Origin of the sequence: Flaviflexus equikiangi (assembly GCF_014069875.1) — a bacterium.
GTDB lineage: Bacteria > Actinomycetota > Actinomycetes > Actinomycetales > Actinomycetaceae > Flaviflexus > Flaviflexus equikiangi.
On record NZ_CP059676.1, the window covers coordinates 1,169,235 to 1,194,023 of the forward strand.

Below are 24,789 nucleotides of genomic sequence, written 5' to 3' on the forward strand. Positions count from 1 at the left end.
CGCACACTAGGGAGCTCACATGAACCTCAGCGGTTGGGAAATCCTCATTATCCTGCTCGTCCTCATTCTCGTCTTCGGGGCGGCGAAGCTGCCGATGATCGCCAGCTCGGTCGGCAAGTCGATGAAGGTGTTCAAGAAGGAAGTCACGGAACTTCGCGAAGACACCAACCCGAACACTCCGCCTGCACCCACGGCTCAGCCGGACGCGCCCCGCGCCAGCTACGACGCGACAGCACCGCGCGACGAGCGCGAGGGACAAGACCCACGCCAGTGACCGAAGGCATCACGAAGCGCCGCGATCCGGAAGGGCGCATGCCCCTCGCGCAGCACTTGCGCGAACTCCGGAACCGGCTGCTTTACGCCATTGCCGGAATCGCTATCGGTTCCGTCATCGGCTGGTTCCTCTACGATCCGCTCGCTGACCTCATGGTCGCACCCCTCGAGGGGATCAACGAGCGCGGCGGGCACGCCGAACTGAACTTCGGTTCCGTCGGTGTCGGCTTCGAACTGCACGTGAAGATGGCGGCCTTCATCGGGATCTTCATCTCCTCCCCGTGGTGGATCCTCCAGGGCTGGCTCTTCATTGCACCCGCCCTGCGGCGGAAAGAGAAACTCATCGCGCTCGGCTTCACGGCCGCCGCCGTCACTCTCTTCCTCCTCGGAGGCCTGCTCGGCTGGCTGATCCTGCCGCGCGCCGTCGTCGTCCTCACCGGATTCGCCCCCGATTTCGCGGTCAACCTGCTCGATGCTCGGATCTACTACCGGTTCTTCATGCAGATCATTGCCGCGTTCGGCATCAGCTTCCTCCTGCCTGTCGTCATGGTCGGCATCAACTTCCTCGGTCTCATCAAGGGACGGACCTATCTGAGCGGATGGCGGTGGGCTGTCATCGGATGCGCCGTCTTCGCCGCACTCGTCAACCCGCTCCCGGACGCATGGTCGATGATCATGATCCTCTCACCCATGCTGTTCTTCTACTTCGCGGCCTCCTTCATCTGCATCGGACACGACAAGCGGAAGGCCAAGCGTCGCGCGAAGGAGCTCAGCGAGCTTCTCGGCGACGAGAGCGAGGGCTCCGATTGGATACAGCCCTAGGCCTTGTTGTCAGCCCCACGGCCGGCAACGGCCGCGGGGTCGCTGTTGGCGCTCAGGTAGCCCGCCGTCTCGATGCGGCGGGCTACCGCGTCATCCCCCTCGCGGCACCGACCGTGGCCGAGACGCATATGCTCCTCGAGCGGGCGATCCATGAGGGTCTCATCGACGGGATCGTCACGGTCGGCGGTGACGGCACCATCCACCTCGCACTCCAGCACGTGGTGGGAACGCGCGTCTTCCTCGGCCATGTGCCCTTCGGCACGGGGAACGATATCGCGAGGGATCTCGGACTGACAACGAGGTGGGAGACCGGCCTCGAGCATCTCCTCGACAGTCTTGCCTCCCGCGAGCCGGACGATCTTGACGTCATGGAGATCACCGGTTCGCACGGCACGGAGTGGGGGATGGCGATCGTCTCGGCGGGATTCGATGCCGACGTCAATCTGGCCGCCAACACGTACCGGCGCCCCCACGGCCACGCACGCTACCTGAGGGCGATCCTGGCGACGCTGCCGCGCTTCACCCCGCGCACGTACCGGATCGAGGCATCGGGCCGGACGAACACGGCGCAGGCGATCGTCGTCGCCGTCGCGAACCTGTCCTCGTTCGGCGGGGGCCTTGCCCTCTCCCCGGGATCGGATGGTGGTGATGGCAGGCTGGAGCTGATCGTGGCACGCCCACTCAGACTCACCGAACTGGCGAGAATCTTCCCCCGCCTCTACCGCGGCACACACCTCGATGCTGAGATGGTGCACGTCCGTGCCGTCACCGAGGTGATGCTCGATGCCGAGGGTGCCACCGCGATGGTGGACGGTGAAGAGGTGGGTCCCCTTCCGGTGACGGTGCGTGTGCGGTCACGCGCTGTCCGCTTCCTCCGCTAGCCTTGCCGAGTGGGCATCTACCTCGATCACTATCGCGACGCTGTTTCCGCTACCGGAATCACCCTCGACTCCTTCCAGCTCGATGCGGCGAAAGCCCTCGAGGACGGGCATGACGTGCTCCTGTGCGCGCCGACGGGGGCGGGGAAGACCATGGTCGCCCTCTTCGCCGTGGAGATGGCACTGGCCACGTCCACCACCTGCATCTACACCACCCCCGTCAAGGCCCTGTCCAACCAGAAGTATCGTGAGCTCGTCGAACGCTATAGCAGCGATGACGTGGGCCTCATGACGGGGGACGTCACGATCAACCGGGGCGCGAGAATCGTTGTCATGACGACGGAGGTGCTCCGCAACCTGCTGTACGCGGGGGAGGACCTCAGCGAGCTCGGCTACGTCATCCTCGACGAAGTCCACTATCTTGCCGACCCGGAGCGCGGTCCGACCTGGGAGGAGGTCATCCTCGAGCTCGACCGTTCAGTCCGGATCGTGTCCCTCTCGGCAACGGTTGCCAACGCGGACGAGTTCCATGCCTGGCTCGAATCCGTCCGCGGCAACACGGCGCTCGTCCAGACCGCACTCCGTCCCGTGCCGCTCCTCCAACAGGTCGTCGTCGGCCACAAGCTCCACGACCTCTACGAGGGCGGCCCCTCGGCCACGCTCGGGGCCGGGAGGAATCCGAACCCGCGCGCCCTGCAGGCTCTGGGGAAGAAGCTTCCGGAGCGCATGGGACCGGCGCAGCGTGCCCGTCTGCTCCGGATCATGGAGGAGCGCGGGCTCCTGCCCGCCATCGAATTCATCTTCTCCCGGAAGGGCTGTGACATGGCGGTGCGGGACCTGGTCCGCGACAACGTCTCCCTCACGACACGCCAGGAGCGCAAACTCATCCACCAGGCACTCGACCCGATCCGGGCTGAACTGTCGGACGATGATCAGGAAGTCCTCCGCTTCAGGTCCTTCGAGAAGGCCCTGGCGGCCGGCTACGGCGCCCACCACGCGGGAGTGTACCCGCCCTTCAAAGAGATCATCGAACGCCTCATGCAGCGCGGCCTCGTGAAGATCGTGTACGCGACGGGGACGCTCGCGCTCGGGATCAACATGCCGGTGCGGACCACCGTCATCGAATCCCTCACGAAATACAACGGGACAGAGTTCACGGACCTGACGGGGATCGAATACACCCAGCTCATCGGCCGTGCCGGCAGGCGCGGGAAGGACGACGTCGGCCACACCCTCGTCGCGGCAACCGGCGACACGGACCCGGATGTGCTCCTCTCCCTCGGTGCGGGCGCCCTCGAGCCCCTCCAATCGGCGTTCTTCCCGTCCTACAACACGGTCGTCAACGTTCTCGCGGAACACGACTACCGCAGTGCACGCGCACTCCTCGCCCGTTCCTTCGCCCAGTTCCAGCGCAACCGGGAAGTGGCGAGACTCGAAGTGACCCGTGAACGAGTCCGACTGGCCCACGAGCGCGAAGCGGAACGCGTCCGCGGCCTGTGCGAACGCGGGGACGTCACCGAGTACATGGAGCACCGCAATCGGGCAGGCCGAGCCAGCTCGGCGGCGCGCAAGAAAGCCAAGAAGGCGTACCGTCAGCGCGTCGCCCAGTCGTTCGAGTGGGCATACGGCGGAGAGATCGTCGCCTACGCGTACGGCACGTCCCTCGAATATGCGTTCGTCACGCAGGTCGACGGCGATCGTCTGCGCGTGGCGACGTGGATGGGGGACCTGGTCTGGCTGCGACAGGACGAGGTGCGGTCAGAGCTGCGCCACGTCGGCGACTACATGCTGCCGGCAGGGATGAAGCTGCGAGATCCGAGTCAACGCGCCGTCCTTGCGGACCAGATCGCGGACTTCGTCGCGGAACGCGTCGAGATCGGCCTCGATGACGATCTTCTCGGCTCCTGGGATCGCGGGGCAGTTCGGGAGAGCCCCGAGGTTCTCGCGCACCCCGTGCACGACTGCCCCGACCGGGACGAGCACCTCGAGGAGGCAACCGCCTACCTCTCGCTCACCCGCCAACTCGAGAACCTGGCATCCCTCACGGACTCCTACGACGATTCCGTGGGCGGCGAGTTCGATGCGACATGTGAGCTCCTGGCCACCATGGGGGTGCTCCGCGGGGAACCGGGGAACCTGGAACTCGGCACCGGCGCCGCGCCGCTGCGCAGCCTGCACTCCAACGCCGACCTCCTCATCTACGAATGCTTGAAAGACCCGCACTTCGCCGGTCTTTCCCCCGCCATGCTGGCCGGCATGCTGTCCTCCTTCGCGTTCAAGGACCGGCGCGGGCGCGCCAACCCGCCTGCCGATCCTCTCGCGTGGCGAGTCATCCGCCACAACCACGAATTCCTCATCGACCTCGAAGCGGAATATGGGCTGGACCGTCAGCCGGAGATCAGTTCCCACCCGACGACAGCGGTTGTGGCATGGGCGGAGGGCGCAAGCCTTCAAGCCTGCCTCACCATGTGCCAGCTCCTGCCCGGAGACTTCATCAACGGGCTGCGGCGCACCACGGACCTTCTCACCCAAGTCATGCATGCAGCGTCCGGGACCCCCACGTCCGACACGGCTGCAGAGGCCCGGCGCCTCCTCGAACGCCCAGGCGTGACCCAGGCGATGTGAACAGGCCATAACTTACCTTTCGGTATGATTTGCGCGGCGGGCGGCAGATCTCTACGGTAGGAGTGACGTACGGGGAAACCTGTGCACCCGCCGCCACTCCGTTAGAAAACGTTGGACATCCAACGGCCCGAGGGAGAGGCGGCGGGCCTTTTATTCGGTAGGGTTGATGAGTGCACTTCCGATACTCGCTCGTGGCCGCCCTGGGCGGAGGCCTCATGTGGGCTTCCTTCGATCCGATCGACATGTCGGCTCTCGCACTCCCCGCTCTCATCCTCCTCGCACTCGCCACCCACGGCCGCAGCGTGTGGGCCGGATTCACTGCTGGAACCGTGTGGGGCCTCGCCTTCTTCCTTCCGCTGATCTCCTGGGCCTGGACTGCGGTCGGCGAACCCCTCCCATGGGCCGCGCTGTCTCTCTTCCAAGCGCTCTTCATCGGCGTCACGGGCGGACTGTGGGCGGGACTGTCCCGGGTGAAAACAATCCCCGGGGCGCTTCTCGGAGCGGTGGCATTCGCCGGGATCGAGGTCATCCGGACGAACTGGCCGTGGGGAGGGTTCCCGTGGGGCATGGTCGCCTATTCGCAGGTCGGCACGCCCCTGCTCCGCACCGCCCCCTATCTCAGTGCCGTCGGAGTCACCGCTCTCACCGTCTTCCTCGCACTCCTCCTCGCCTCGGCGCTCCGCTCCCTCTATCGCGGGCCGAGACTCGCCGGGATGGTGACGTCTCTCGCCGTCGTGGGCGTCATCGGGCTCTGCCTCTTCATTCCGCTCTCCGTACGCGGCTATGACACGCTCACCGTCGGGTGGGTCCAAGGCGGTCCCGATCGGGGAGAGCACGACGAGACGCGTGCGCTCAACGTGACGCTCCGCCACGAGGCTGAGACGACGAAGCTTCTGGCTGATACCGAGATCGATGTGCTGCTGTGGCCGGAGTCGGCATCGGATCGAGACATCCGCGTCGATGAGGAGGCGGCTGAGATCGTGCGCAGGGTGAGCCTGGGCGCGGGCGTTCCCCTCCTGCTCGGCACCCAGGAATATGTCGATGAGGGACGCTACAACGACTACGCCCTGGTCGTGGACGGCGAGCTCGTCGATCACTATTCGAAGTCCCGGCCCGTGCCGTTCGGCGAGTACATTCCGATGAGAGAGTTCTTCGCTCAGATCACGGACGCCGTCGATCAGGTCAGCACCGACATGCTCGCGGGGGAGGGGCCTGCCGTCCTCGACGTTCCCGTCGCGGGCTCCTCCATCACCGTCGCGGTTCCCATCTGCTTCGAGATCGCTGTCGACACGGTCGTCCAGGATGCTGTCCGGGCCGGGGGCGATGCCCTCATCGTGCCCGTCAACTCTGCCTCCTTCGGGTCGAGCGCAGAGTCGGAGCAGCAGCTCGAACAGACCGTGTTCCGTGCGGTCGAGCATTCTCGTGCGGCCGTCCAGGTCTCGACAGAAGGCGTATCGGGGGTGGTCATGCCCAACGGCACCGTCATCGACGTGTCGCAGAAGCAGGTCGCCGCCTCCGGTAGTGCGACGATTCCTCTGAGGGACACCCTGACGCCCGCCGCACGCTTCGGTCACATCTACCGGGGAGCCGCCGTCGGCGGAGTCCTCCTGGCTCTCGTCTGGGCCATCTCTTCTCGAAAGGACCGGCCATGAAGCCGCTCGTCATCATCCCCACATACAACGAGATCGAAGCGCTTCCGCTCACTCTCGACAGGCTTCGCGCGGAGCTCCCCACCGTCGAGATCCTCATCGTCGACGATGGGTCTCCGGATGGTACCGGCGACTATGCCGATCGTCGGGCAGAGAGCGACCAGGCCCTCCACGTCATGCATCGGCCGGGCAAGGGCGGTCTCGCCGCCGCCTATATCGCAGGCTTCACGTGGGGGCTGGAGCGGGACTATACGCACGTGGTGCAGATGGACGGGGATGGCTCCCACCGTCCCAGCGATCTCGTCGGCATGCTTGCCCGGGCGGGACAGGCCGACCAGCCCGATCTCGTCATCGGATCACGCTGGGTTCCCGGCGGGGGAGTCGAGAACTGGCCGCTCAACCGGCAGCTGCTCTCCCGGCTCGGCAACCTGTACAACAGGGCCGCCCTCGGCCTGCCCTACACCGATATCACGGCCGGTTTCCGGGTCTATCGCACAGATATCCTGCGGGCGGTCGATCTCGGCGGGATCCACATCGTCGGCTACTACTGGCAGACGGACATGACCCAGCGCCTCCATCGCATGGGAGGACATATCGTCGAGGAGCCGATCACCTTCCACGAGAGGGAAGCCGGCCAATCCAAGCTGTCCTCGACGATCTTCTTCGAGTCTCTCGCCGAATCGACGAGACGCGGCGTGCACCATCACGGTGCCCGAGCCCGGCGCATACTCAGGGGTTAGAAGATCGGGGGCCCTGCGGCCCCCGATCATGACTACCTGCTGCGCAGGCCTCGCTTCTGGAGCTGCTCCATGCGCTCTTCGAGGAGCTCGTCCAGTTCCTCGAGGCTGCGGCGCTCGAGGAGCATGTCCCAATGCGTGCGCTGGGGCTTCGCCTTCTTCGTGTCCTCTGGCTCCTCAGCATCCTTGAGGAGGGCATTGGCGCCGCAGTGGCATTCCCACAGGGCGGGAACATCTGCTTCCTCAGCAAAGGTCTTGTGGAACACGTGACCGTTCGGGCAGGTGTATTCGTGCTCCTGACGCGCGACGAAGCGCACTCCCTCTTCTGTTTCGAGTGAGGAAGCGCCAATCTTCATGCCGCGAAGTGATCTTTCAGCCATTGTTCTCCTTTTAGTCTCCAGCCAGTCCAACGCAGTCCGGAGCCGTTTTGTTCCACAGGAGGCGAAGTGGGCGGGAAGCCACGGCTTGAAGATGGTAGCGTGTCATCGTTCACCGAGAGAATGTGAGATCAGCCATGGACCACGATGCTGATAGCCACGACACCATTCGAATCAGGGGCGCGCGAACCAACAACCTCAAGGGCATCGACGTCGACATACCGAAGAGGCGGCTCACCGTCATCACCGGGCTGTCAGGGTCCGGGAAGAGCTCCCTCGCGTTCGACACGATCGCCGCAGAATCGCGGCGCCTCCTCAACGAAACATACTCCGCCTTCATCCAAGGATTCATGCCGTCGTCCCCGCGTCCCGATGTGGAGACGATCGAGGGCCTGACAGCGTCGATCGTCGTGGGGCAGGAGCCGATGGCGACGAACCCGCGATCCACGGTCGGCACGGCCACCGACGTCAACACCTATCTGAGGATGCTGTTCTCCCATCTCGCGGAGCCCCGCCTCGGCTCACCGCTCGCGTACTCGTTCAATACGCCCTCGGTCACCGCCCAGGGCGCCATCACCGTCCACAAGGGTGATCAGAAACGACAGGTGGCCAGCTATCAGGTGACGGGCGGCATGTGCCCGGTATGCGAGGGGAGGGGGAGTGTGTCCGATGTCGACATCTCTGCGATCATCGACGAGAACCTGTCCCTCAACGAGGGCGCGATCACCGTGCCCGGCTACAAGGCGGGAGGCTGGTCAGTCCGCTACTACGCCGAATCCGGCTTTGTGGATCCCGATAAGAAGCTCAAGGATTACAGCGACGAGGAACGCGCCGACCTCCTCTACAGGGAGGCGACGAAGATCTCCCTGGCCGGCATCAACGTCACCTACGAGGGGCTCGTCCCCAAGATCACCGCCTCCTTCCTCCGCAAGGACAAGGCCTCCATGCAGCCGCATATCAGGGCCTTCGTCGACCGTGCGGTCACCTTCCGGGACTGCGGAGCATGCGGGGGGACCCGCCTCGCGGAGCACGCCCGCACCTCGACGATCGGCGGCATGAGCATCGCCGATGTATGCGCCATGACGGTCTCCGACGCGCGGACGTGGATCGGGAGCATCCCCACGGCCGGCCAGCTCGGAGACCTCCTCGGCTCGATCGAGCGCATCGGCCTCGGATATCTCACCCTCGACCGTCCCACCGGCACCCTGTCGGGCGGGGAAGCCCAGCGGATCACGATGGTCAAGCACCTCGGGTCCCCGCTCACGGACGTCACCTACGTGTTCGACGAACCGACAGTCGGCCTTCATCCCCACGACATTGCGCAGATGAACGGGCTGCTGGAAGCCCTGCGGAACCGCGGGAACACCGTCCTCGTTGTCGAGCACAAGCGCGAAACGATCGAGATCGCGGACCATGTCATCGAGCTCGGCCCCGGTGCCGGGCACGCCGGGGGCGAGATCACCTACGTCGGCGATATCGCGGGCCTCGCAGCATCTGACACGACGACCGGCCGGCACATCGCCGAACAAACGTCGCTGAAGGCTGCGGTGCGCACCCCGACGGGCGTCATCCCGGTGCGCGATGCTCGGGTCCACAACCTGAAAGGCGTCGACGTCGACATACCGCTCGGTGTCCTCACGGTGGTCACGGGCGTGGCGGGCTCCGGCAAGAGCTCCCTCATGCGATCCCTCCCTCCGATCCCCGGTCTCGTCCGCGTCGACCAGGGGAGGATCCGTGGATCTCGGAGGTCGAATCCCGCCACCTATACGGGCCTGCTCGACCACATCCGCAAGGCCTTCGCGAAGGCCAACGGCGTCAAGCCCGCCCTCTTCAGTCCCAATTCTGAAGGCGCCTGTCAGAACTGTCGTGGTTTGGCGGTGACATTCATCGACCTGTCCATGGAGTCGATCCCGGTCCCGTGCGAGGTGTGCGGGGGAGAGAGATTCCAAGAACACGTCCTTGACCTGCGGCTTCACGGTTCATCGATCGCCGATGTCTTCCGCATGTCAGTGGGGGAGGCGGAAGAGTTCTGTGCACGGGCAGGCCTCAAGGCCGGCGGAGCGATCCTTCGCAGGCTGAACGATGTGGGGCTCAGCTACCTCACGCTCGGCCAGCCCCTCTCAACCCTGTCGGGAGGGGAGCGGCAGCGTCTCAAGCTCGCACACCGCATGGTCGATGATGGCGGGGTCTATGTCCTTGATGAGCCGACCGCGGGCCTTCATCTCGCCGACATTCGGGCTCTGCTCGACCTGCTCGATTCCATGGTCGATTCGGGACGGTCCGTCCTCGTCATCGAACACCATCAGGCCGTCATGGCACACGCGGACTGGATCATCGACCTCGGGCCCGGCGCGGGAGCGGATGGTGGGGAGGTCGTCTACACGGGGCCACCAGCCGAGCTCGCGGCCCGCCGCCATACGACGACCGGGGAATACTTGGCTCGCTACGCGGGCACGTCGCCATGACGAACCGGCACGGCCGGGATAGGCTCGAGGAACGACTGTTACTGGAGGAGTCTCATATGGTGCAGCAGGAACGGCCCTATCATCACGGCAATCTTCGCAATGAGATCGTGCGGGTGGGGCTCGAACTCATCTCGGAGGGTGGCACGGAGGCCGTCGGGATCCGCGAGACAGCCCGAAGGCTCGGCGTCTCGGCATCCGCCGCCTACCGTCACTTCGAGAGCCGCGCGGAGCTGTTGGATGCTGTTAGGGACGCCGTCCTAGTCAATGTCGCCGATCAGCTTCAAGAGGCGCTCGACGACCACGCCGAATCGGATGTGGCCACACGCCTGGAAGCGATCAGCCGAGCCTACTTCCAGTTCTCCATCGACAACCCGAAACAGTTCCAGGCACTCGCAGCAGCGTTCCCGCTGGCCGAGGACTGGCAGACGGCGCCCGGACGTCCGCTCCGCATCCTCACGAGCATCATCGACGACATCGAGCCATCAGTCGATGATGCACTCACGTCATCGCTTGCCGCGTGGGCGATCGTCCAGGGCGCCTCGAGCCTGACAACGCTCGGCAGCCTGCGTGAACTGCCTGTCGACGAGAAGTGGAAGGTCCAGCAGCGCACAACGGAGATCCTCCTCAAAGGGCTCGGCCTGCGCTGATACCACCCCACCACCCATTGTTCCGATAATGCATATTATGTCATTTTAGATGTGTGGGTGACGAGCGGCGGGCTGAGGATCATCCCATGCCCGCCGCGTCGACCTATCGGAGCGTCATCGTGGTCTCGCCGCGAGCACGCACTGCCTCCGGTGTGAAGGCCCACGGCAGGTACTCGCCGTTCGCCCACATCTCGAACTGGTCATTGATACGCGCCGACCGTGGATGGCCAGAGGAACCGGACGAGATGATCCACGAGGCCCTGTCGGGATCGGACAGATCCACCACCATTCTCATCGACGGCCCTGCTGTCACCTCGTAGCTCACGTAGCCCTCCGTCACGGCTGGCGAGAATCCCATGGCGTTGGGGATGGCGGAGCCACCTGGCACGCCGAGCGGATCGCCGTTGAAATAGGACCGGACGGGGCCGGGAATGTCATCTCCGCCGAGAACAGAGTGGGTGGGTGTTTCGACGTGGATATCGCCCCAGCGCCACTGCGACATGTCCTCCCCCATCTGCCCCGTCAGATCCTCCTCCATCGCTGCCAGAGCATCCCTCATCGCATCGTCACGGTCCTCGACCTGGTCGGTGAGAGGGTTGTCCCACCATGTGCTCGAGGCATCGATGTTCGCCAGGGCGATGAGATAGTTCGTCGCATTCGTGGCGGAGAAACCGTCGATATGGAGTGCGATTGTGCGATCGAGCAGGTGGGCGTAGGTCGCCGCCATGATCGCCGCGCCTGCCTCGTCGACGTCCGTGTGGGCGCCCCGCTCGAGCCAGTCGCGCAGGATCGCCTGAGCATCCCCCAGGCGTTCGTCCTCAACATCGACTGCGGTCACGTACTCCCCGAGTTCGAGCCCGAACGGGGACTGGTCGGCCAGCATGATCTGCTCCGCGTCAGTCAACGTGAACGGTTCTCCGCTCTCGAGACGGTCCTCGATCTCAGTCCTGATCGCTTCGGACCGGTATCCCCCGTCGGAATAAGATCCGAGGTAGGGGCCCAGATCTGATGGTGTGACCTGCTGGTTCGCGGCCACGATGAAGCCCTCGCCCGGATTGAGCAGTGCAGGCATGTCCTCCGGCGCGTAGTAGCCCTGCCAGTCGTAGGCGGAATCCCAGCCCGGCCGCGGCCATCTTCCATCAGCCCCCAGGTTCTCGGGCATGTGGACGGACTCGAGGTCGCCGTCCGCCTCGGCGAGGGTGGGACGGATCGGGAACCTGCCCGGTGCCTGGTAGCCGAAGTCCCCCTCGGCCGTGGCGTAGAGAATGTTCTGCGCGGGGACCTCGAAGTTCGCGGCCGCAGCCGCCACATCGTCGGGAGTGGCGGCCCGGTTGATTGCGAAGATCGCGTCTCCCGTGCGGCCGGGCTTCAAAGCCGTCCATTCCAATGCGACCGAGAAATCTCCGGGAGCGGTGGGAAGCGCGCCTGTCGTCTCGTCGTCGAGCAGAAGATCGGAGATCACGGGACCGTGCACGGAGACGCGGACCTCGATGTCGAAGGACTCGGCCCCCGCCACGTTGATCGTCTCGGTCCGGATCTCGTACTCGACATCCTCCCCGTCTCTCTCGTACGTCGTCTCACCGGTGTTCTTCTCGATGACGAAGTCGGTGACATCGCCGCCCAGGTTCGTCAAACCCCACGCCAGGTCGGCGTTGCGGCCGATGATGAGGCCGGGCATGCCGGCGAAGGAGAAGCCCGTCGCATCGTACGTGCAGTCAGGGGTGATCTCCACGCAGTGCAGACCCACCTGGTACCAGACAGAGGGATAGGAGATTGTCAGGTGCGGGTCGTTCGCGATGATCGGCAGCCCCGAGTCGGTGTGCTCCCCGCCCACGACGAACGAGTTCGATCCGACCATAGGGCCCCGTCCCAGCATGATCGGCATCGTATCCAGCGCCTCCTGGGCGTCCATGACGCCCTGGCCGATCGCATCGGCGTCAATGTCCGCCTCATCGGCAGACGTCCCGGCCCCTTCCCCGATTTCGGGGATCTCGAGCGGAGTCGAACGCGGATACTCCTCTGCGTCTGTGAGGTTCGCACCGTCGGTGGACGGAATGATGGGAGTGTGGCCGGTCGCCTCGAATGAGGGGCTGAGCTCCTCGACGAGTGCCACATCGCCCAGGCTGGCGTATGCGGTGACTCGCGCGGTCTCCTCATCCAGGTTGTTCTTGAGATCCCAGGCCATGGCCTTCAGCCACGCGAGCGAGTCGATTCCGGTCCAGGGCTCGATATCGCCGATCGGGTGGGACAGTCCCAGCACCGTGTATTCGAGCGCGAGATCCGACGGGGATCTGTCTGCGATGTAGGCGTTGACTCCCTCCGCGTACGCCGTGTAGAACGTCCGCGATTCGTCTGAGATGAGATCCCACTCCTCCTCGGCCAGCCTGCGCCAGCCCATGCTCCTGATGACGATATCGGCCTGCGTCGCAGCCTCCGCATCACCCAGCAGCTCCGAGAGGCGCCCGCCTGTCATGTGACGTCGATAGTCCATCTCGAAGAATCTGTCCTGGGCGTGGACGTAGCCTTGGGCGCGGAACAGATCCTCGTCTGTCGTGGCGTAGATGGAGGGGATGCCGTTCGCGTCGCGGACGACCTCGACGACGCCATCCGCCTCCATGATCTGCTCGCCGCCATGCCACGGCAGCGGCTTGTTGAGATTGACGAGGAGCACTGCTCCAAGGACAAGGCCGAGGGTGAGAACGACACCCAGGACAACAACCGCGGAGCGGTACAGGAGACGGCGGCTTTTCATTGTTTCCATTCGACGGAGAGTAACGGTAAGCGACTATCCTACGATGCGGTAGGTTGTTCGTGTGGCGAATCGCCGTCGTTTCGGACTATATCTTCCAGTCGTCTCGCACCAGTGCCATCTGCACCGCGTCATATCGTTGCCCTCTCCACTCGCGGGCTTGGGGAATGCGGGAGCACTCCGCGAAGCCGAGGCTGTGGCCGAGACTGATCATCGGAGTATTGCCGGACCATGTCGTGAGTGTGAGTACGTGGACCCCCGTCATCGTGAACGTGTGGTCGATCCACAGTCGAGCCGCTGCGCGGCCGGTCCCCCGGCCGCGGTCAGCAGGGTCGTAGATGACGATCCCCCAATCCCACCAGCCGCCACCGCGCGGGGCGAGTTCACCGCGGTTCACGTAGCCGACCGCTCGACCATCGACATCGATGACGGCTCCCAGATGGTTATCGAGGGCTCTCCCCCGCGTGAACTGCTCGTAGCTGAGACGCGGGGAGAGAGCATGGAGATAGGGAGAGTCCCACTCCTTCCATTCGGGATCCCTCAGTTCGTGGCGCCAATGCCACAGCCAGGGCCAGTCATCGAAGGTTTCAGGCCTCAGGGTCACTACCATGAGCCGATTTTAGCGCTGGACCGCTCTCCCCCGATGCACCCCGCGCCGCTCACTCTCGTTCGTAGATGACACCGAGACCACTCGAGGGATGGTAGTTCCACGTCATGCGGATACCAGCGTGTGTCGCTTCCTGCGTTCCGTCGAGAGCACGCGTCGACATCATGCGCGATTCGACCGAGTCGGGGATATCGAGCTGGTCGTGGACACAGGACACTGCGGCGATGATCGCAATGTCGCGAGCCCCGTTCCATCCCGTGACGAATGTTTCGAGACGCTCACGTTGCGATCCGCTCGTCCCCCAGAGGAAGTCGATGGAATCGATCGACCCAAAGTCGCTGTCGTCAATTTTGATGGAGGATACATCGGACGCCACGGTCACGAAGCGGGGCACGTTCGACATCTCCTCGAGGATGTCCTGCCACTCGCTGTAGGCGACATCGAGAGCCTCGCGCATGTACTCGTATCCTCCGGTCAGCGCCAGGAGAGTGTCGTAGTCGAGCGTGTTCTCGCACTCCTGGGCGATCTCCTCGAAGTCTGTTCGCGATCGATCGGCAATGAGCCACGCGCCCCCGACGGCCGCAGCGGCGAGGCCGATAACACCGATGGCTATCGGCCACTTCTTCCGCTTCTTCGGAGGCACTGCCCACGCCTGCTGAGGGAACCCCTGATAGGGGACCTGGTGCACCGTGCCAGCCGGGAGGATAGGCCTGGGCAGGCGCGTAGCCGGGCACCTGCCCGTACTGCTGCGGCACGCTCTGCTGCCAGTGCTCAGGACCACCACCGGGAGGCCGACCCGAGTCGAGATGATGGTAGCCATCGTCTGTTCGCGGATCTGCGAGATGGAGGAACTGGCCCGAGGGCCGCGTGAACTCGTCGCCGCTGCCGGGGTGGGTCAGTCCCTCCGATTCGCGGGGCTGGTCCGAAGGGGCCCCGGACGGCGGTGAGAAGCGCTGGTCGTCGCCTGCGGGCGAGCCGGTTGACCCATGGTCATGAGGATTCGTCATACCTCTACTCTAGGGGCGCGATCTGGCACAATACCGGGCCTAAACGACCGATTCGACGGCGGTTGTCGATTCGGCGCGGAGCATTCGCTCCGTGAGCTCACGCTCCTGGCGGGAGGGACGGGCTGCCAGGAGGGCCCAGAGGATGCAGGCGAGATCGACGAGCTCCTGCATCCATGCGCCGACGAATGCGGGCATGAATCCCGTGGCTCCGATCAGCATGAGAACGATCGACATGCCGACACCGATGAGAATGGCCTGCCAGGCGATCCTCATCGTGCGCTGGCCGAGAAGGATGAGACGGGGGATGCGGAAAAGGTCGTCCTGCATGACCACCACATCGGCCGATTCCACGGCGGCCGTCGACCCTCGTGCGCCCATGGCGACGCCGACGTCGGAGACCGCCAGGACGGGAGCATCGTTGACGCCGTCGCCGACCATCATGACCGGACGCTTCGTCATGGCCGTGATCGCGGAGACCTTGTCCTCCGGCAGGAGGCCAGCTCGTACGTCATCGATTCCGAGTGTTTCGCCCACGCGGTGCGCAGTCTCGGGAGCATCTCCCGTCAGCATCGCGACCGTGACCCCAGCGTCGTGGACCGCCGAGAGGGTATCGGCCGTCTCCTCGCGGATAGGGTCAGAGAGATCGATACGGCCGATGAGGCGATTGTCGTGCCCCACCCAGATGGTTGTGTGCCCAGCATCCGATTGCGGCACGATCTCGAGTCCGGGCTCGGCCACGAAGGCGCGTTTCCCCACCCTGATCTCGATGCCGTCGACGACAGCGACAACGCCCTGTGCCGGGATCTCCTCCGCCGCTGTCGGTGAGGGAACATCGCCGATGGTGCGGGCGTGGGCGACGATGGCTTCCCCGAGGGGATGAGTGGAATAGAGCTCGGCGGACGCTGCCAGCCGGAGGACATCATGCTCTGACATGTCGGCCATGGCGACCACGGCACTGACCTGCGGCACGCCCCGCGTCAGGGTTCCCGTCTTGTCGAAGGCGACCGTGGCAACCTTCGACACCTGTTCGAGAGTGCCCGCGTTCTTGACGATCATGCCGCCGCGTGCGGCTCGGGACATGCCTGCCATGAAGGCGACGGGGGCGGCGATGATGAGAGGGCAGGGTGTTGCGACGACGAGTACCTGCGCGAACCTCATCGGGTCCCCGGACACGGCCCAGGCCGCGCCCGCAATGAGAAAGGCGATGAGGGTGAAGGGAACGGCAACCCTGTCGGCAAGGCGCACGAATGGTGCCTTCGAGTCGCGCGCCTCGTCCACGAGGGCGATGATGCGCTGGAACTGAGAGCCGGCCGCGTCGGCGACGGCAGTGATCTCGATCGTCGTCGACCCGTTGAGGGAACCCGACAGGAGGAGGTCCCCGCGGGCGTGCTCGACAGGTAACGACTCCCCCGTGAGAGAGCTCTCGTCGAGTACCGCGCGTTCGGATTCGAGCCTGGAGTCCACCGGTATCGTGTCGTGCGGGCGGACCAGCAGCCTGTCCCCGATCGCAACATCGGAGATGTCGACGGAGGCGGCCTCCCCGTCCTCATCGAGGCGGAAAGCGCTCGTCGGCGCCGACTCGAGAAGACTCGTCAGCTCGGCCCCGGCACGCGCCGACGCATAGTCCTCGAGCGCCTCCCCGCCCGTCAGCATGAGGCAGACGACGAGCGCTGCCCAGTACTCCCCGACAGCGACGGTGGAGACGATTGCGGTGACTGCCAAGATATCGATGCCGAAGCTTCCCGCCCGCAGGGAGTCCACCATGCCCTTGAACTGGGTTGCGGCGATGCTGAGAGCCGCGGCGGAGACGAGCCAGCGTGTCGTGCCTGCGGGCCCGGAGAGCTCGAATGCGAGTCCGACGGCGGCGGTGGACAGGACGAAGACCACCATCGGATAGTGGCGGCAGAAACGCAGGACGGTGCTCATACCCCCAGTGTGAACCGGACAGCGCGCCATTTCAACGAAGGGCAGGCTAGCCTATGCCCAGGTCAGAGCCCTAAACAGAACTGTCAGGCGCCGGCAGATCCCTGATCTCGGTCACAGTGAGCGTCTCCCCCTCGACCGTGAACTTCACGTCGTGCCCGGCATACGTCATTCCGTACACACGTCCCGGATCCGCCTGGTAGGCGGGGCGGGGATCATGGGAGAGGATCTCGACAAGCGTCTGTCGTTGAGCCTCTGGAATCCTCTCCGCGGCGGCAGAGTCGAACTCGACGGCGAGAGGATTCCGCGGGCGGGAATCGAGATAGCCGGCGCGAATATGCGTGCGAGCATCGGTGGGCACGTAGGGCTTGATATCAAGGATGGGAGTGCCGTCGAGAAGGTCCGCTCCCCCGATCGTGAGCACCGGCCCCTCGTGGGAGTCGAGCTCGACTCCCAGAAGCTCAACGGATGACAGTCCCATCGCGTTCGGCCTAAAAGGTGCACGGCTGGCGAACACTCCCACCCGCTCATCGCCTCCCAGCCGAGGCGGCCGCACCGTCGCCGACCATCCCGCCGCCACGTTGGCCGAGAACTCCCAGATCAGCCACAGGTGCGAGAATCCGTCGATGCCGCGGACGAAATCCGGGGAACGGAATTCGGGCTCGAAGACGATGCGGGACGTTGTCGACGAGACGAGGCCCGACTGTCGCGGTATTCCGAACTTCTCCGTGAAATCGCTGCGGACGGTTGCGATGGTGAGGGCTGGCTGTCGTGTCATGGCAACAGTTTATGCCCTCCCAGGTGCGCTCAGTGATCGACATCTCCCACCATGTAATTGAGGCTTCAACTACATGGTGGGTAGACTCAGTGCGTCCCAAGCGGGGCGAGAACAGAGAGGACAGTTATGAAGGTTGGCATCATCATCGGCTCGATTCGTGAGGGCCGTGCGGGCGAGCAGGTCGGACAGTGGGTTTTCGACACGGCGAAGGGCTACGAGGGCGCAGAGTTCGAGATCATCGATCTCAAGTCTTTCAACGTCCCCCTCCTCACCTCCCCCACCGTGCCGGGTATGGCAAACCGCCAGTACGATTCGGCCGAGGTCACGAACTGGAGCCGGGCGATCGATGCATGCGATGCGTTCATCTTCGTCACGCCCGAGTACAACCATGGCGTCCCCGGCGCGTTCAAGAACGCAGTGGATTCGATCGGCCCCGAATGGCAGAACAAGAAGGTCGCATTCGTCGCCTACGGTGCGGCCAACGGTGTGCGCGCCATCGAACAGTGGCGCGGCGTTGTCGCCAACTTCAACATGTGGGACATCCGCACAACGGTCGAACTCAATCTCTTCACCGACTTCGGCGATGAGGGCTTCGCCCCGCAGGAGCGCCGCCAGGGCGAGCTGACAGCCCTGCTCGAGCAGCTGATCGGCTAGGCGGTCGGCGGGTGGGAGACCACCCGCCCTCGTCGACGATTCGAGGAGCCGCATCCGGCACAGCCAGCGCTTCAGAGAATATCGAGAGTTCTTCCAGGGCAAGCGGTTAAGGTTGTGACATGAACTTTGTTACCGCTGAACGCCAGAGGCTCGTCACGACTTTCGAACGCGTCGGCGCAGACGCACCGACACTGTGTGAAGGATGGTCGGCGGAGGATCTCCTCCGACATCTCGTCATCCGCGAGATCTATCCGCATGTCGGCCTCTTCGCGAAGGTGCCGGTCGGCTTGGCTGATCCTGCCCGCGAGCAGGTCGAGGAACTCAACGGCCAGGACTATGACACTCTGCTGTCGACGTTCCGCGACGGCCGGCAGAAGTTGTCCCCTCTCCAGGTCGCCCCTGTCGATCGAGCCATGAACACGCTCGAATACGTCATCCACCATGAGGATCTGCGTCGCGCCCAGAATCCGGTTCTCGGGCGCGTGCTGACGGGTGCGGAGCAGCGCGAGATCTTCACCCATCTCAAGGGCATGGCACAGATGCTCTTCGCCGCCTCCCCCGTCCGGATCGTCCTCCACGCTCCCGGCATCGGAGACATCACCGCGCTCGCGACGAAGCGCCACAAGAACACCGTCACCATCACCGGTGCGCCCGTCGAGCTGGCACTGTTCGCCTTCGGGCGCGACCGCGTCGCGGACGTGTCCTTTGCCGGAGACGCGAGCGATATCGAGAAGGTCACCGCCTCGAAGCGCTCCGCCTAAGCCGGAGTGCTGGCAGTGACGAGCCGCTGATGACAAAGACCGCGGGCCAAGGCCCGCGGTCTTCCATTGAAAGTCGCTACGAGATTCGCTTCGCTGCGCGGCGCTGTGCGAGCTCGTCGACGACGCGGAGGCTTGCTTCTTCTTCCGCTCGCTCGGTGGGCAGCTCGGAGAGCGAGAACTCGATCTCCTGCCACACGCGGCCGAGCGCGATCCCGAATACTCCCTGCCCGCCGTTGACCAGGTCGATGACCTCATCGTTCGACGTACATTCATAGACAGAGGCACCATCGGACATGAGGGTGATGCCGGAGAGGTCCTGGACGCCGTACGCACCGAGCTGGTTGATGGCGACGCGGATCTGCTGGAGGGAGACCCCGGTATCGAGGAGGCGCTTGACGACCTTGAGGACGAGGATGTCGCGGAACGAGTAGAGCCGCTGGGTGCCGGACCCTTTGGCACCGCGAATGGAGGGGGACACGAGACCGGTGCGGTCCCAATAGTCGAGTTGCCGATAGGTTATTCCCACGGCCTTGCAGGCGATGGGCCCACGGTAGCCTTCGCTCTCATCCAACGGCGTTTCCCCAAACAGGGAAGGCTGGACGAAAGTCGTCTGTGCGGCTTCGTTCACCACGGCCTCCAAATTCTTGATCACTGTCCCTAACGTTAGGCTTCGAGCAATCCTCGGTCAATCACCTCGGCCCGCCAACATTCGGCGTGTCGCACCTCAAGCTCACCTTGAGGTTGAGGAATCCAGCTCTATCTCAACGTTTTCGACAAGCAGAGCCTGGTAGAGCTTGACGAGAATGGCTGACATCTCACTCCCCTGCGCGTAGGCGCGTTCGCGTGCGACAGGCGACTGCTTCGCCAGCTGCGGGGCGAGAGTCGAGCGCACGCTCGCCGCGTGGGAACCGGCGGAGTTCTTGACGGCCCGCACATGGCGCGGATCGAAGCCCGCGTCCATGACCATGAGCGCGTAGCGGATGATATCGACCGCATGGCTCGTGAGCCGGCCGCGCGGATCGACTTCGACAACTCCGAGACGTGCAAACTCCTCGATCTGGTCGAGATCGGCGCCAGTCAGGTCGGAGACCTCGCGCTTGCTGAGGCGGGTGCCCGGCTTCGGCCGAGGCACGTCGTCTTCGACGACGGCCCTCATGCGGCCAGGGTGATCGGCACCGGCCTCCCCTGCATCGAGCTGGCGAAGGAGCTCGCCGATCTGCGTCAGGGGAAGGTAGCGGTCACGCTGCTCGGTGAGGATGAAGCGCAGCCGCTCGACATCGGCGTGCGAGAAGAGCCGCTGATTCGAGGGCGTGCGGTGCGGGACGACGAGCTCGATGGATTCGTAGTAGCGGATCTTCGAATGGTTGAGCATGGGGAACTCGGAACCGAGAATGTCCCGGACTTCACCGATCTTGAGGACCGGATCGTGCGAGACGTCGAAAGGCCATGCGGTGGCCTCCCCGTGCGATAGCGGTTGGGCTTGTGCCATCACTGGACGCGGTTGGGCGAGTCGTGGAAGGTGAGCCGGTACTTGCCGATCTGCACCTCGTCGCCCGTTTCGAGAGCAATCTCATCGATCCGCTCCCGATTGACGTACGTGCCGTTGAGCGAGCCGTGATCGCGGACGTAGAAGGCGCCCTCGTACCGCAGGAACTCGCAGTGCTGGCGGGACACCGTCACGTCATCGAGGAAGATGTCCGACTTGGGGTGCCTCCCCGCCATCGTCGACTCCGAATCGAGAAGGAAACGTGCCCCCATGTTCGGGCCCTTCTGCACGAGAAGGAGCGCTGAGAAGGGCGGCAATGCCTGCACGGCGGCGTAATCATCCGGTGACATGCCGACGCGGCGCGCGTCGATCTCTCCAGTGTCCGCCGATCCGGCCACTGCCGAGAACTGTGAAGTTGCAGAGGGATCGTTCCCGGTGCTCGTCATAGCGACCTCCTCGCTGTTATCGCTTTGTAACATACTATCCCGTCCGGGGTCGAAATGCCTATGACTCGTGGAAACGTCTGGCCCTCCTCCACGCTGAGGCACCGACCGATCGGAAGATTCAGGATACTGCGCGGGCCCGGCCGGAACAAGCCCGCGCGGAACCATTAGCGTTCGGAGGGAAGGAAACGAGACGAATCCCGGAACGTGGTGCGCACGCGCTTGTCCCGCTCGAGGGAGTCGAGACCGTCGATGATGATCTTGCGAAGCGCGCTCGGGGAGCGCGGCCCCACCGTCTCGAGCCAGGTCTCGGCCTGCGCAATTCCGGACTCGTCCGAGGGGAAGAGCGCGTAGAGGATCCGCTCGGCGATCTCCTGGGTTCGTTCGCGCCACACTTCGCAGGCGATATCGAAGAACGGGTATGTCTCCGCCTCGTAGCGGGCAGTCGCGCCCGCAAGGAGCGCCGATATGCGATCGTTTGACAGCGATTCGTCGAGTGCCTGCCGATAGGCTGCACGACGATTGCCCGGCAGGGAGGCCGTCGCCTGCATGTGGGCCACGATGTCGGCCTCGGTCGCGTTCGTCAGTTCAGCATCGAGCTCCGCCCGGCTCATGGATCCTGTCGCGGCGAGGGCGATGACGATTTTCCACCGCTCGTCCCGATCCCCGACCACGGAGGAAAGTGCTTCCCGGAGCAGATCTTCGGCCTCGGGAAGTGTTGCCCCTGCATGGGCGAGAGCCGAGCGCCACAGGTAGATCCGGTCCTCGTTCTGGTCGGCGACCGCGCTGCGCCACGAGTCGTCGCAGATCCCGAGCCAGATCGTGCGTGCCGTATCGACATCAGCCGCGTAGTGCTCGACAAGGTACTCGCAGTTGCGGATCATCTGTCCCAGGAGGGAGGAATCGGATTCGTCGTGGAAGCGGCCCACGGCCTCGACGTAGCGTGCCGGGTCCAGCCTCGCATCCCGCACAGCCTCCCACAGTCCCGTCCACACGACGCTTCGTGCGAGCGGGTCGGCGATCCTGTTCGTGAGGACGAGCTCTGTCTGGTCTTCGTCGAAGGCGACGATCGCGTACGTGTGCGCCTCGTCGTTCGGGATGATGACATCCCCAGAGAGGTCGACCGTGGCTGAATCGGTGAGCTCGACGACGGCCTGGTCGATGCGGACGAGCTCTGCTCCGCGGCGCTCGTAGCCTCCGACCCCGATGCGATGTGGGCGTCGGATGGGAGTGCCGGACGGTTCGGTCCCCTCCTGGGTGATCGTCGTACCGTCGACCCGCAGGATCGACACGCCCGTCGTGTGCAGCCATTCTTCGGCCCACGACCGCAGGTCCCGTCCCGAGGTCTCCTCGAGGGCCGCGAGCAGGTCGTCGAGAGCGGCGTTGCCGTAGGCGTGGCGGGAGAAGTACAGGCGGGCGCCCGCGAAGAAGGCATCCTCCCCGACGTAGGCGACGAGCTGGCGCAGAGCGGCAGCGCCCTTCGCGTAGGTGATGCCGTCGAAGGCCTGGTCGGCCGCCTCAAGGTCGACGATGTCGGCAACGATCGGGTGCGTTGTCGGCCGCATATCGCTCTGGAAGGCCCAGGCGCTCCGGCGCGCCGTGAATGCGACCCATGCTTCGGTGAACTCGGTGGCGGCAACGCTGGCCCACGCCCCCATGTATTCGGCAAAAGATTCTTTGAGCCACAGATCATCCCACCAGATGGGTGTCACGAGATCCCCGAACCACATGTGGCTCATCTCGTGCAGGATCGTGTTGGCGCGTCCAGCGTGCTGCGCCCTCGTCGACTGCCCGCGGAAGATATATGCTTCCGTGAACGTCACGAGGCCGGGGTTCTCCATCGCGCCCAAGTTGTATTCGGGGACGAACACCTGGTCGTACTTGCCCCACGGGTAGGGATAGTCGAAGGCCTTCTCGAACGTCTCGAGGCCGGCGAGAGAGATATCGAAGATCTCCTCATGGTCGAGGTGCTCCGCGAGAGTGCTGCGGCAGTAGAGCGAGAATCGGGGGTCGCGTTCCGAGGTCACACGATAGTAGGGGCCCGCGACGATCGCCGTGAGATAGGTCGAGATCCTCTGCGTCGGCGCGAAGATATGGCGCACTCCCCCGTCGACCTGCTCCGTGGAGACGGCCTCCGTGTTGGAGAGCACGGTCCACTCGGCCGGTGCCGTGATGTGGAACGTGAAGGACGCTTTGAGGTTCGGCTGCTCCATCGTGGCGAACACCCGCCGGCAGTCGGCGGGCTCGTACTGGGTGTAGAGGTAGACGGACTCGTCGACGGGATCGACGAACCGGTGGAGGCCCTCCCCGGACGTGGAGTAGCGTCCGCGGCCGGTGATCGTGACGACGTTGTCCCGCTGCAGGCCGGTGAGGGTGACGCGGGCACCATCCCACTCGACTGCCCGGGACTCGCCGTTGACGACGACGGAATCCACCTCGACACCGATGAAGTCGACGAACGTCTCTGTCAGGTCCGACGAGAACGCGATCGTCGATGCCGTCTCGAACGTTTCTGGTCCCCTCACGTCGAGTTGGACGAGATAGGAATCGATGGTGATGGTGCTTCGTGCGGCGGCCTCAGCCCTGCTCAGATTCTCAGTCACCGTGTCATCTTAGAGGCTCCCGCCCTGCCTTTACCACACGCCGGTCCCAGCCCGGCGTCCGGGAAGAACCTGTCGGTCCCAGCCGTCCACCCCTAGTATGGTCCTAGCAAAAGAAAGGTTGAGCATGATCATTGGTATCCCGGTTGAGATAAAAGACGATGAGGCGCGCGTCGGTTTGACCCATGCTGGTGCGGCCGAGCTGGTCGCCGCTGGACACACCGTGCTCGTCGAGGAGGGTGCCGGGGCGGGGGCCCGCTGCTTCGATGAGGATTATGCCGCGGCGGGTGCCGAGATCGTGTCCGACGTTGAAGAGCTGTGGGAGCGTGCCGATCTCATCGTCAAGGTGAAGGAGCCGATCGGGCCCGAGCTGGATCGCCTGCGCGAGGGACAGACGATCTTCACCTACCTCCATCTGGCGGCGGACGAGGAGCTGTCCCGTCGGGTCGTCGACTCGGGAGCAACCGCGATCGCCTACGAGACTGTCCAGCTCGAGGATGGTTCCCTCCCCCTCCTCATGCCCATGTCCGAGATCGCCGGCCGTCTCGCACCCCAGGAGGCGGCACACTACCTCATGAAGCCCTTCGGCGGCCCCGGGCGCCTCATGGGAGGGGTTCCGGGCGTCCCGCCCGTGCGTACTCTTATTCTCGGCGCGGGCACGGTCGGCTCGCATGCCGCGAAGGTCGCGGTCGGCATGGGTGCCGACGTGACCATCATGGATATCAACACGCAGCGGCTGCGCTCACTCGACCGCGAGTACGGGACGCGGATCAGGACACACACGTCCTCCCCCGCCCACATCCTCGAAGAGGCACGCGAATCCGATGTCATCATCGGCACGGTCCTCATTCCAGGGGCGCGTACCCCCCAGCTCATCACGCACGATATCCTTCCCGAGCTCAAGGACGGTGTGATGCTCGTCGATGTCGCGATCGACCAGGGCGGCTGCTTCGTCGGATCTCGACCCACCTACCATCACGACCCCATCTATCACACGGAGGGGCGGACGTACTACTGCGTGGGGAACATGCCGGGGGCGGTGCCCGTGTCCGCCACGACCGCGTTGACTGACCAGACCCTGCCCTACATCAAGCTTCTCGCCGAGGGGCCCTTCGAGGCGATGAGGGCGCGGAGGGACCTGGCTCTCGGTCTGCAGGCCGCGAATGGTCTGCTTGTCGAACCCGGCGTGGCCGAGGCGTTCAACCTCCCGCTCGCGGACTTGGACGAGGTTCTCGCGGCGGGCCGGGACTGACGGCGAGACGTGTGCGCGCCGAGGTAGTCGAAAGCGCGCACGGCATGTAGGTTTGA

Annotated in this window: 21 protein-coding genes; 11 read left to right on the top strand and 10 right to left on the bottom strand. The window is 64.6% G+C overall.

Features of this window, described 5'->3' with window-relative positions; genetic code table 11:
• Positions 1-19 precede the first annotated feature (19 nt).
• From tatA to H2O75_RS05510, 6 genes are all read left to right on the top strand, one after another.
• A complete protein-coding gene (gene tatA, locus H2O75_RS05485; protein WP_182174723.1) occupies positions 20-274 on the top strand; it encodes a twin-arginine translocase TatA/TatE family subunit in 255 nt (84 codons plus the stop codon).
• On the top strand, positions 271-1,095 hold the full coding sequence (tatC, locus tag H2O75_RS05490; RefSeq protein ID WP_182174727.1) for a twin-arginine translocase subunit TatC: 825 nt from the start codon (positions 271-273) through the stop codon (positions 1,093-1,095). Before tatA ends, tatC begins: the two co-directional genes overlap by 4 nt.
• On the top strand, positions 1,080-1,976 hold the full coding sequence (locus H2O75_RS05495; RefSeq protein ID WP_182174730.1) for a diacylglycerol/lipid kinase family protein: 897 nt from the start codon (positions 1,080-1,082) through the stop codon (positions 1,974-1,976). The genes tatC and H2O75_RS05495 overlap by 16 nt, the downstream gene beginning before the upstream one ends.
• Positions 1,977-1,985: 9 nt before the next feature.
• Positions 1,986-4,598 carry a DEAD/DEAH box helicase gene (locus H2O75_RS05500; RefSeq protein ID WP_182174733.1) on the top strand — a complete coding sequence of 871 codons (2,613 nt, stop codon included), beginning with the start codon at positions 1,986-1,988 and terminating at the stop codon, positions 4,596-4,598.
• A gap of 170 nt (positions 4,599-4,768) precedes the next feature.
• Positions 4,769-6,250, top strand: coding sequence for an apolipoprotein N-acyltransferase (gene lnt / locus H2O75_RS05505; RefSeq protein WP_182169378.1), 1,482 nt, complete (start codon positions 4,769-4,771; stop codon positions 6,248-6,250).
• On the top strand, positions 6,247-6,987 hold the full coding sequence (locus tag H2O75_RS05510) for a polyprenol monophosphomannose synthase (RefSeq protein WP_182169381.1): 741 nt from the start codon (positions 6,247-6,249) through the stop codon (positions 6,985-6,987). The genes lnt and H2O75_RS05510 overlap by 4 nt, the downstream gene beginning before the upstream one ends.
• 32 nt (positions 6,988-7,019) lie before the next feature.
• On the opposite strand, the gene H2O75_RS05515 is transcribed toward H2O75_RS05510, so the two are convergent.
• Positions 7,020-7,364, bottom strand: a complete 345-nt coding sequence (locus H2O75_RS05515; protein WP_182169384.1) for an RNA polymerase-binding protein RbpA — start codon at positions 7,362-7,364, stop codon at positions 7,020-7,022.
• Positions 7,365-7,498: 134 nt separating this feature from the next.
• Here H2O75_RS05515 and H2O75_RS05520 point away from each other — a divergent pair, with 134 nt between their 5' ends.
• Both H2O75_RS05520 and H2O75_RS05525 read left to right on the top strand, forming a co-directional pair.
• On the top strand, positions 7,499-9,826 hold the full coding sequence (locus H2O75_RS05520; protein ID WP_182174962.1) for an ATP-binding cassette domain-containing protein: 2,328 nt from the start codon (positions 7,499-7,501) through the stop codon (positions 9,824-9,826).
• Positions 9,827-9,882: 56 nt separating this feature from the next.
• Positions 9,883-10,473, top strand: a complete 591-nt coding sequence (locus H2O75_RS05525) for a TetR/AcrR family transcriptional regulator (protein WP_182169387.1) — start codon at positions 9,883-9,885, stop codon at positions 10,471-10,473.
• Positions 10,474-10,576: 103 nt separating this feature from the next.
• Here H2O75_RS05525 and H2O75_RS05530 read toward each other — a convergent pair whose 3' ends face one another.
• From H2O75_RS05530 to tsaA, 5 genes are all read right to left on the bottom strand, one after another.
• Positions 10,577-13,234: a penicillin acylase family protein gene (locus tag H2O75_RS05530; protein WP_259365182.1), complete on the bottom strand. Its 2,658-nt coding sequence runs from the start codon at positions 13,232-13,234 to the stop codon at positions 10,577-10,579.
• Between the two features lie 76 nt (positions 13,235-13,310).
• Positions 13,311-13,832 carry a GNAT family N-acetyltransferase gene (locus H2O75_RS05535; protein ID WP_182169389.1) on the bottom strand — a complete coding sequence of 174 codons (522 nt, stop codon included), beginning with the start codon at positions 13,830-13,832 and terminating at the stop codon, positions 13,311-13,313.
• 49 nt (positions 13,833-13,881) lie between these two features.
• Positions 13,882-14,472 carry a hypothetical protein gene (locus tag H2O75_RS05540; RefSeq protein ID WP_182169391.1) on the bottom strand — a complete coding sequence of 197 codons (591 nt, stop codon included), beginning with the start codon at positions 14,470-14,472 and terminating at the stop codon, positions 13,882-13,884.
• Positions 14,473-14,875: 403 nt separating this feature from the next.
• Positions 14,876-16,762, bottom strand: coding sequence for a heavy metal translocating P-type ATPase (locus H2O75_RS05545; protein WP_182169393.1), 1,887 nt, complete (start codon positions 16,760-16,762; stop codon positions 14,876-14,878).
• A 70-nt stretch (positions 16,763-16,832) separates the two neighbouring features.
• Positions 16,833-17,537 (bottom strand): tRNA (N6-threonylcarbamoyladenosine(37)-N6)-methyltransferase TrmO, encoded by a 705-nt coding sequence (gene tsaA / locus H2O75_RS05550; RefSeq protein ID WP_182169395.1) that lies wholly within the window; start codon positions 17,535-17,537, stop codon positions 16,833-16,835.
• A 126-nt stretch (positions 17,538-17,663) separates the two neighbouring features.
• Between tsaA and H2O75_RS05555 the strand changes: the two genes are divergently transcribed.
• Both H2O75_RS05555 and H2O75_RS05560 read left to right on the top strand, forming a co-directional pair.
• Positions 17,664-18,191: an NADPH-dependent FMN reductase gene (locus H2O75_RS05555; protein ID WP_182169398.1), complete on the top strand. Its 528-nt coding sequence runs from the start codon at positions 17,664-17,666 to the stop codon at positions 18,189-18,191.
• 119 nt (positions 18,192-18,310) lie between these two features.
• Positions 18,311-18,952, top strand: a complete 642-nt coding sequence (locus H2O75_RS05560; RefSeq protein ID WP_182169400.1) for a TIGR03085 family metal-binding protein — start codon at positions 18,311-18,313, stop codon at positions 18,950-18,952.
• A 76-nt stretch (positions 18,953-19,028) separates the two neighbouring features.
• Here the strand turns inward: H2O75_RS05560 and H2O75_RS05565 are convergent, their stop codons facing one another.
• From H2O75_RS05565 to pepN, 4 genes are all read right to left on the bottom strand, one after another.
• Entirely contained in the window at positions 19,029-19,601 is a 573-nt protein-coding gene (locus H2O75_RS05565; protein WP_182174966.1) for a MerR family transcriptional regulator, read from the bottom strand.
• Between the two features lie 81 nt (positions 19,602-19,682).
• Positions 19,683-20,441 (bottom strand): transcriptional regulator FtsR, encoded by a 759-nt coding sequence (gene ftsR, locus H2O75_RS05570; RefSeq protein ID WP_182169403.1) that lies wholly within the window; start codon positions 20,439-20,441, stop codon positions 19,683-19,685.
• Positions 20,441-20,884 (bottom strand): FHA domain-containing protein, encoded by a 444-nt coding sequence (locus H2O75_RS05575; RefSeq protein WP_182169406.1) that lies wholly within the window; start codon positions 20,882-20,884, stop codon positions 20,441-20,443. The genes ftsR and H2O75_RS05575 overlap by 1 nt, the downstream gene beginning before the upstream one ends.
• A 164-nt stretch (positions 20,885-21,048) precedes the next feature.
• A complete protein-coding gene (pepN, locus tag H2O75_RS05580; RefSeq protein ID WP_182169408.1) occupies positions 21,049-23,484 on the bottom strand; it encodes an aminopeptidase N in 2,436 nt (811 codons plus the stop codon).
• Positions 23,485-23,608: 124 nt separating this feature from the next.
• On the opposite strand from pepN, the gene ald reads away from it, so the two are divergent.
• Positions 23,609-24,733 carry an alanine dehydrogenase gene (ald, locus tag H2O75_RS05585; protein WP_182169411.1) on the top strand — a complete coding sequence of 375 codons (1,125 nt, stop codon included), beginning with the start codon at positions 23,609-23,611 and terminating at the stop codon, positions 24,731-24,733.
• The last annotated feature ends 56 nt before the right edge of the window (positions 24,734-24,789 follow it).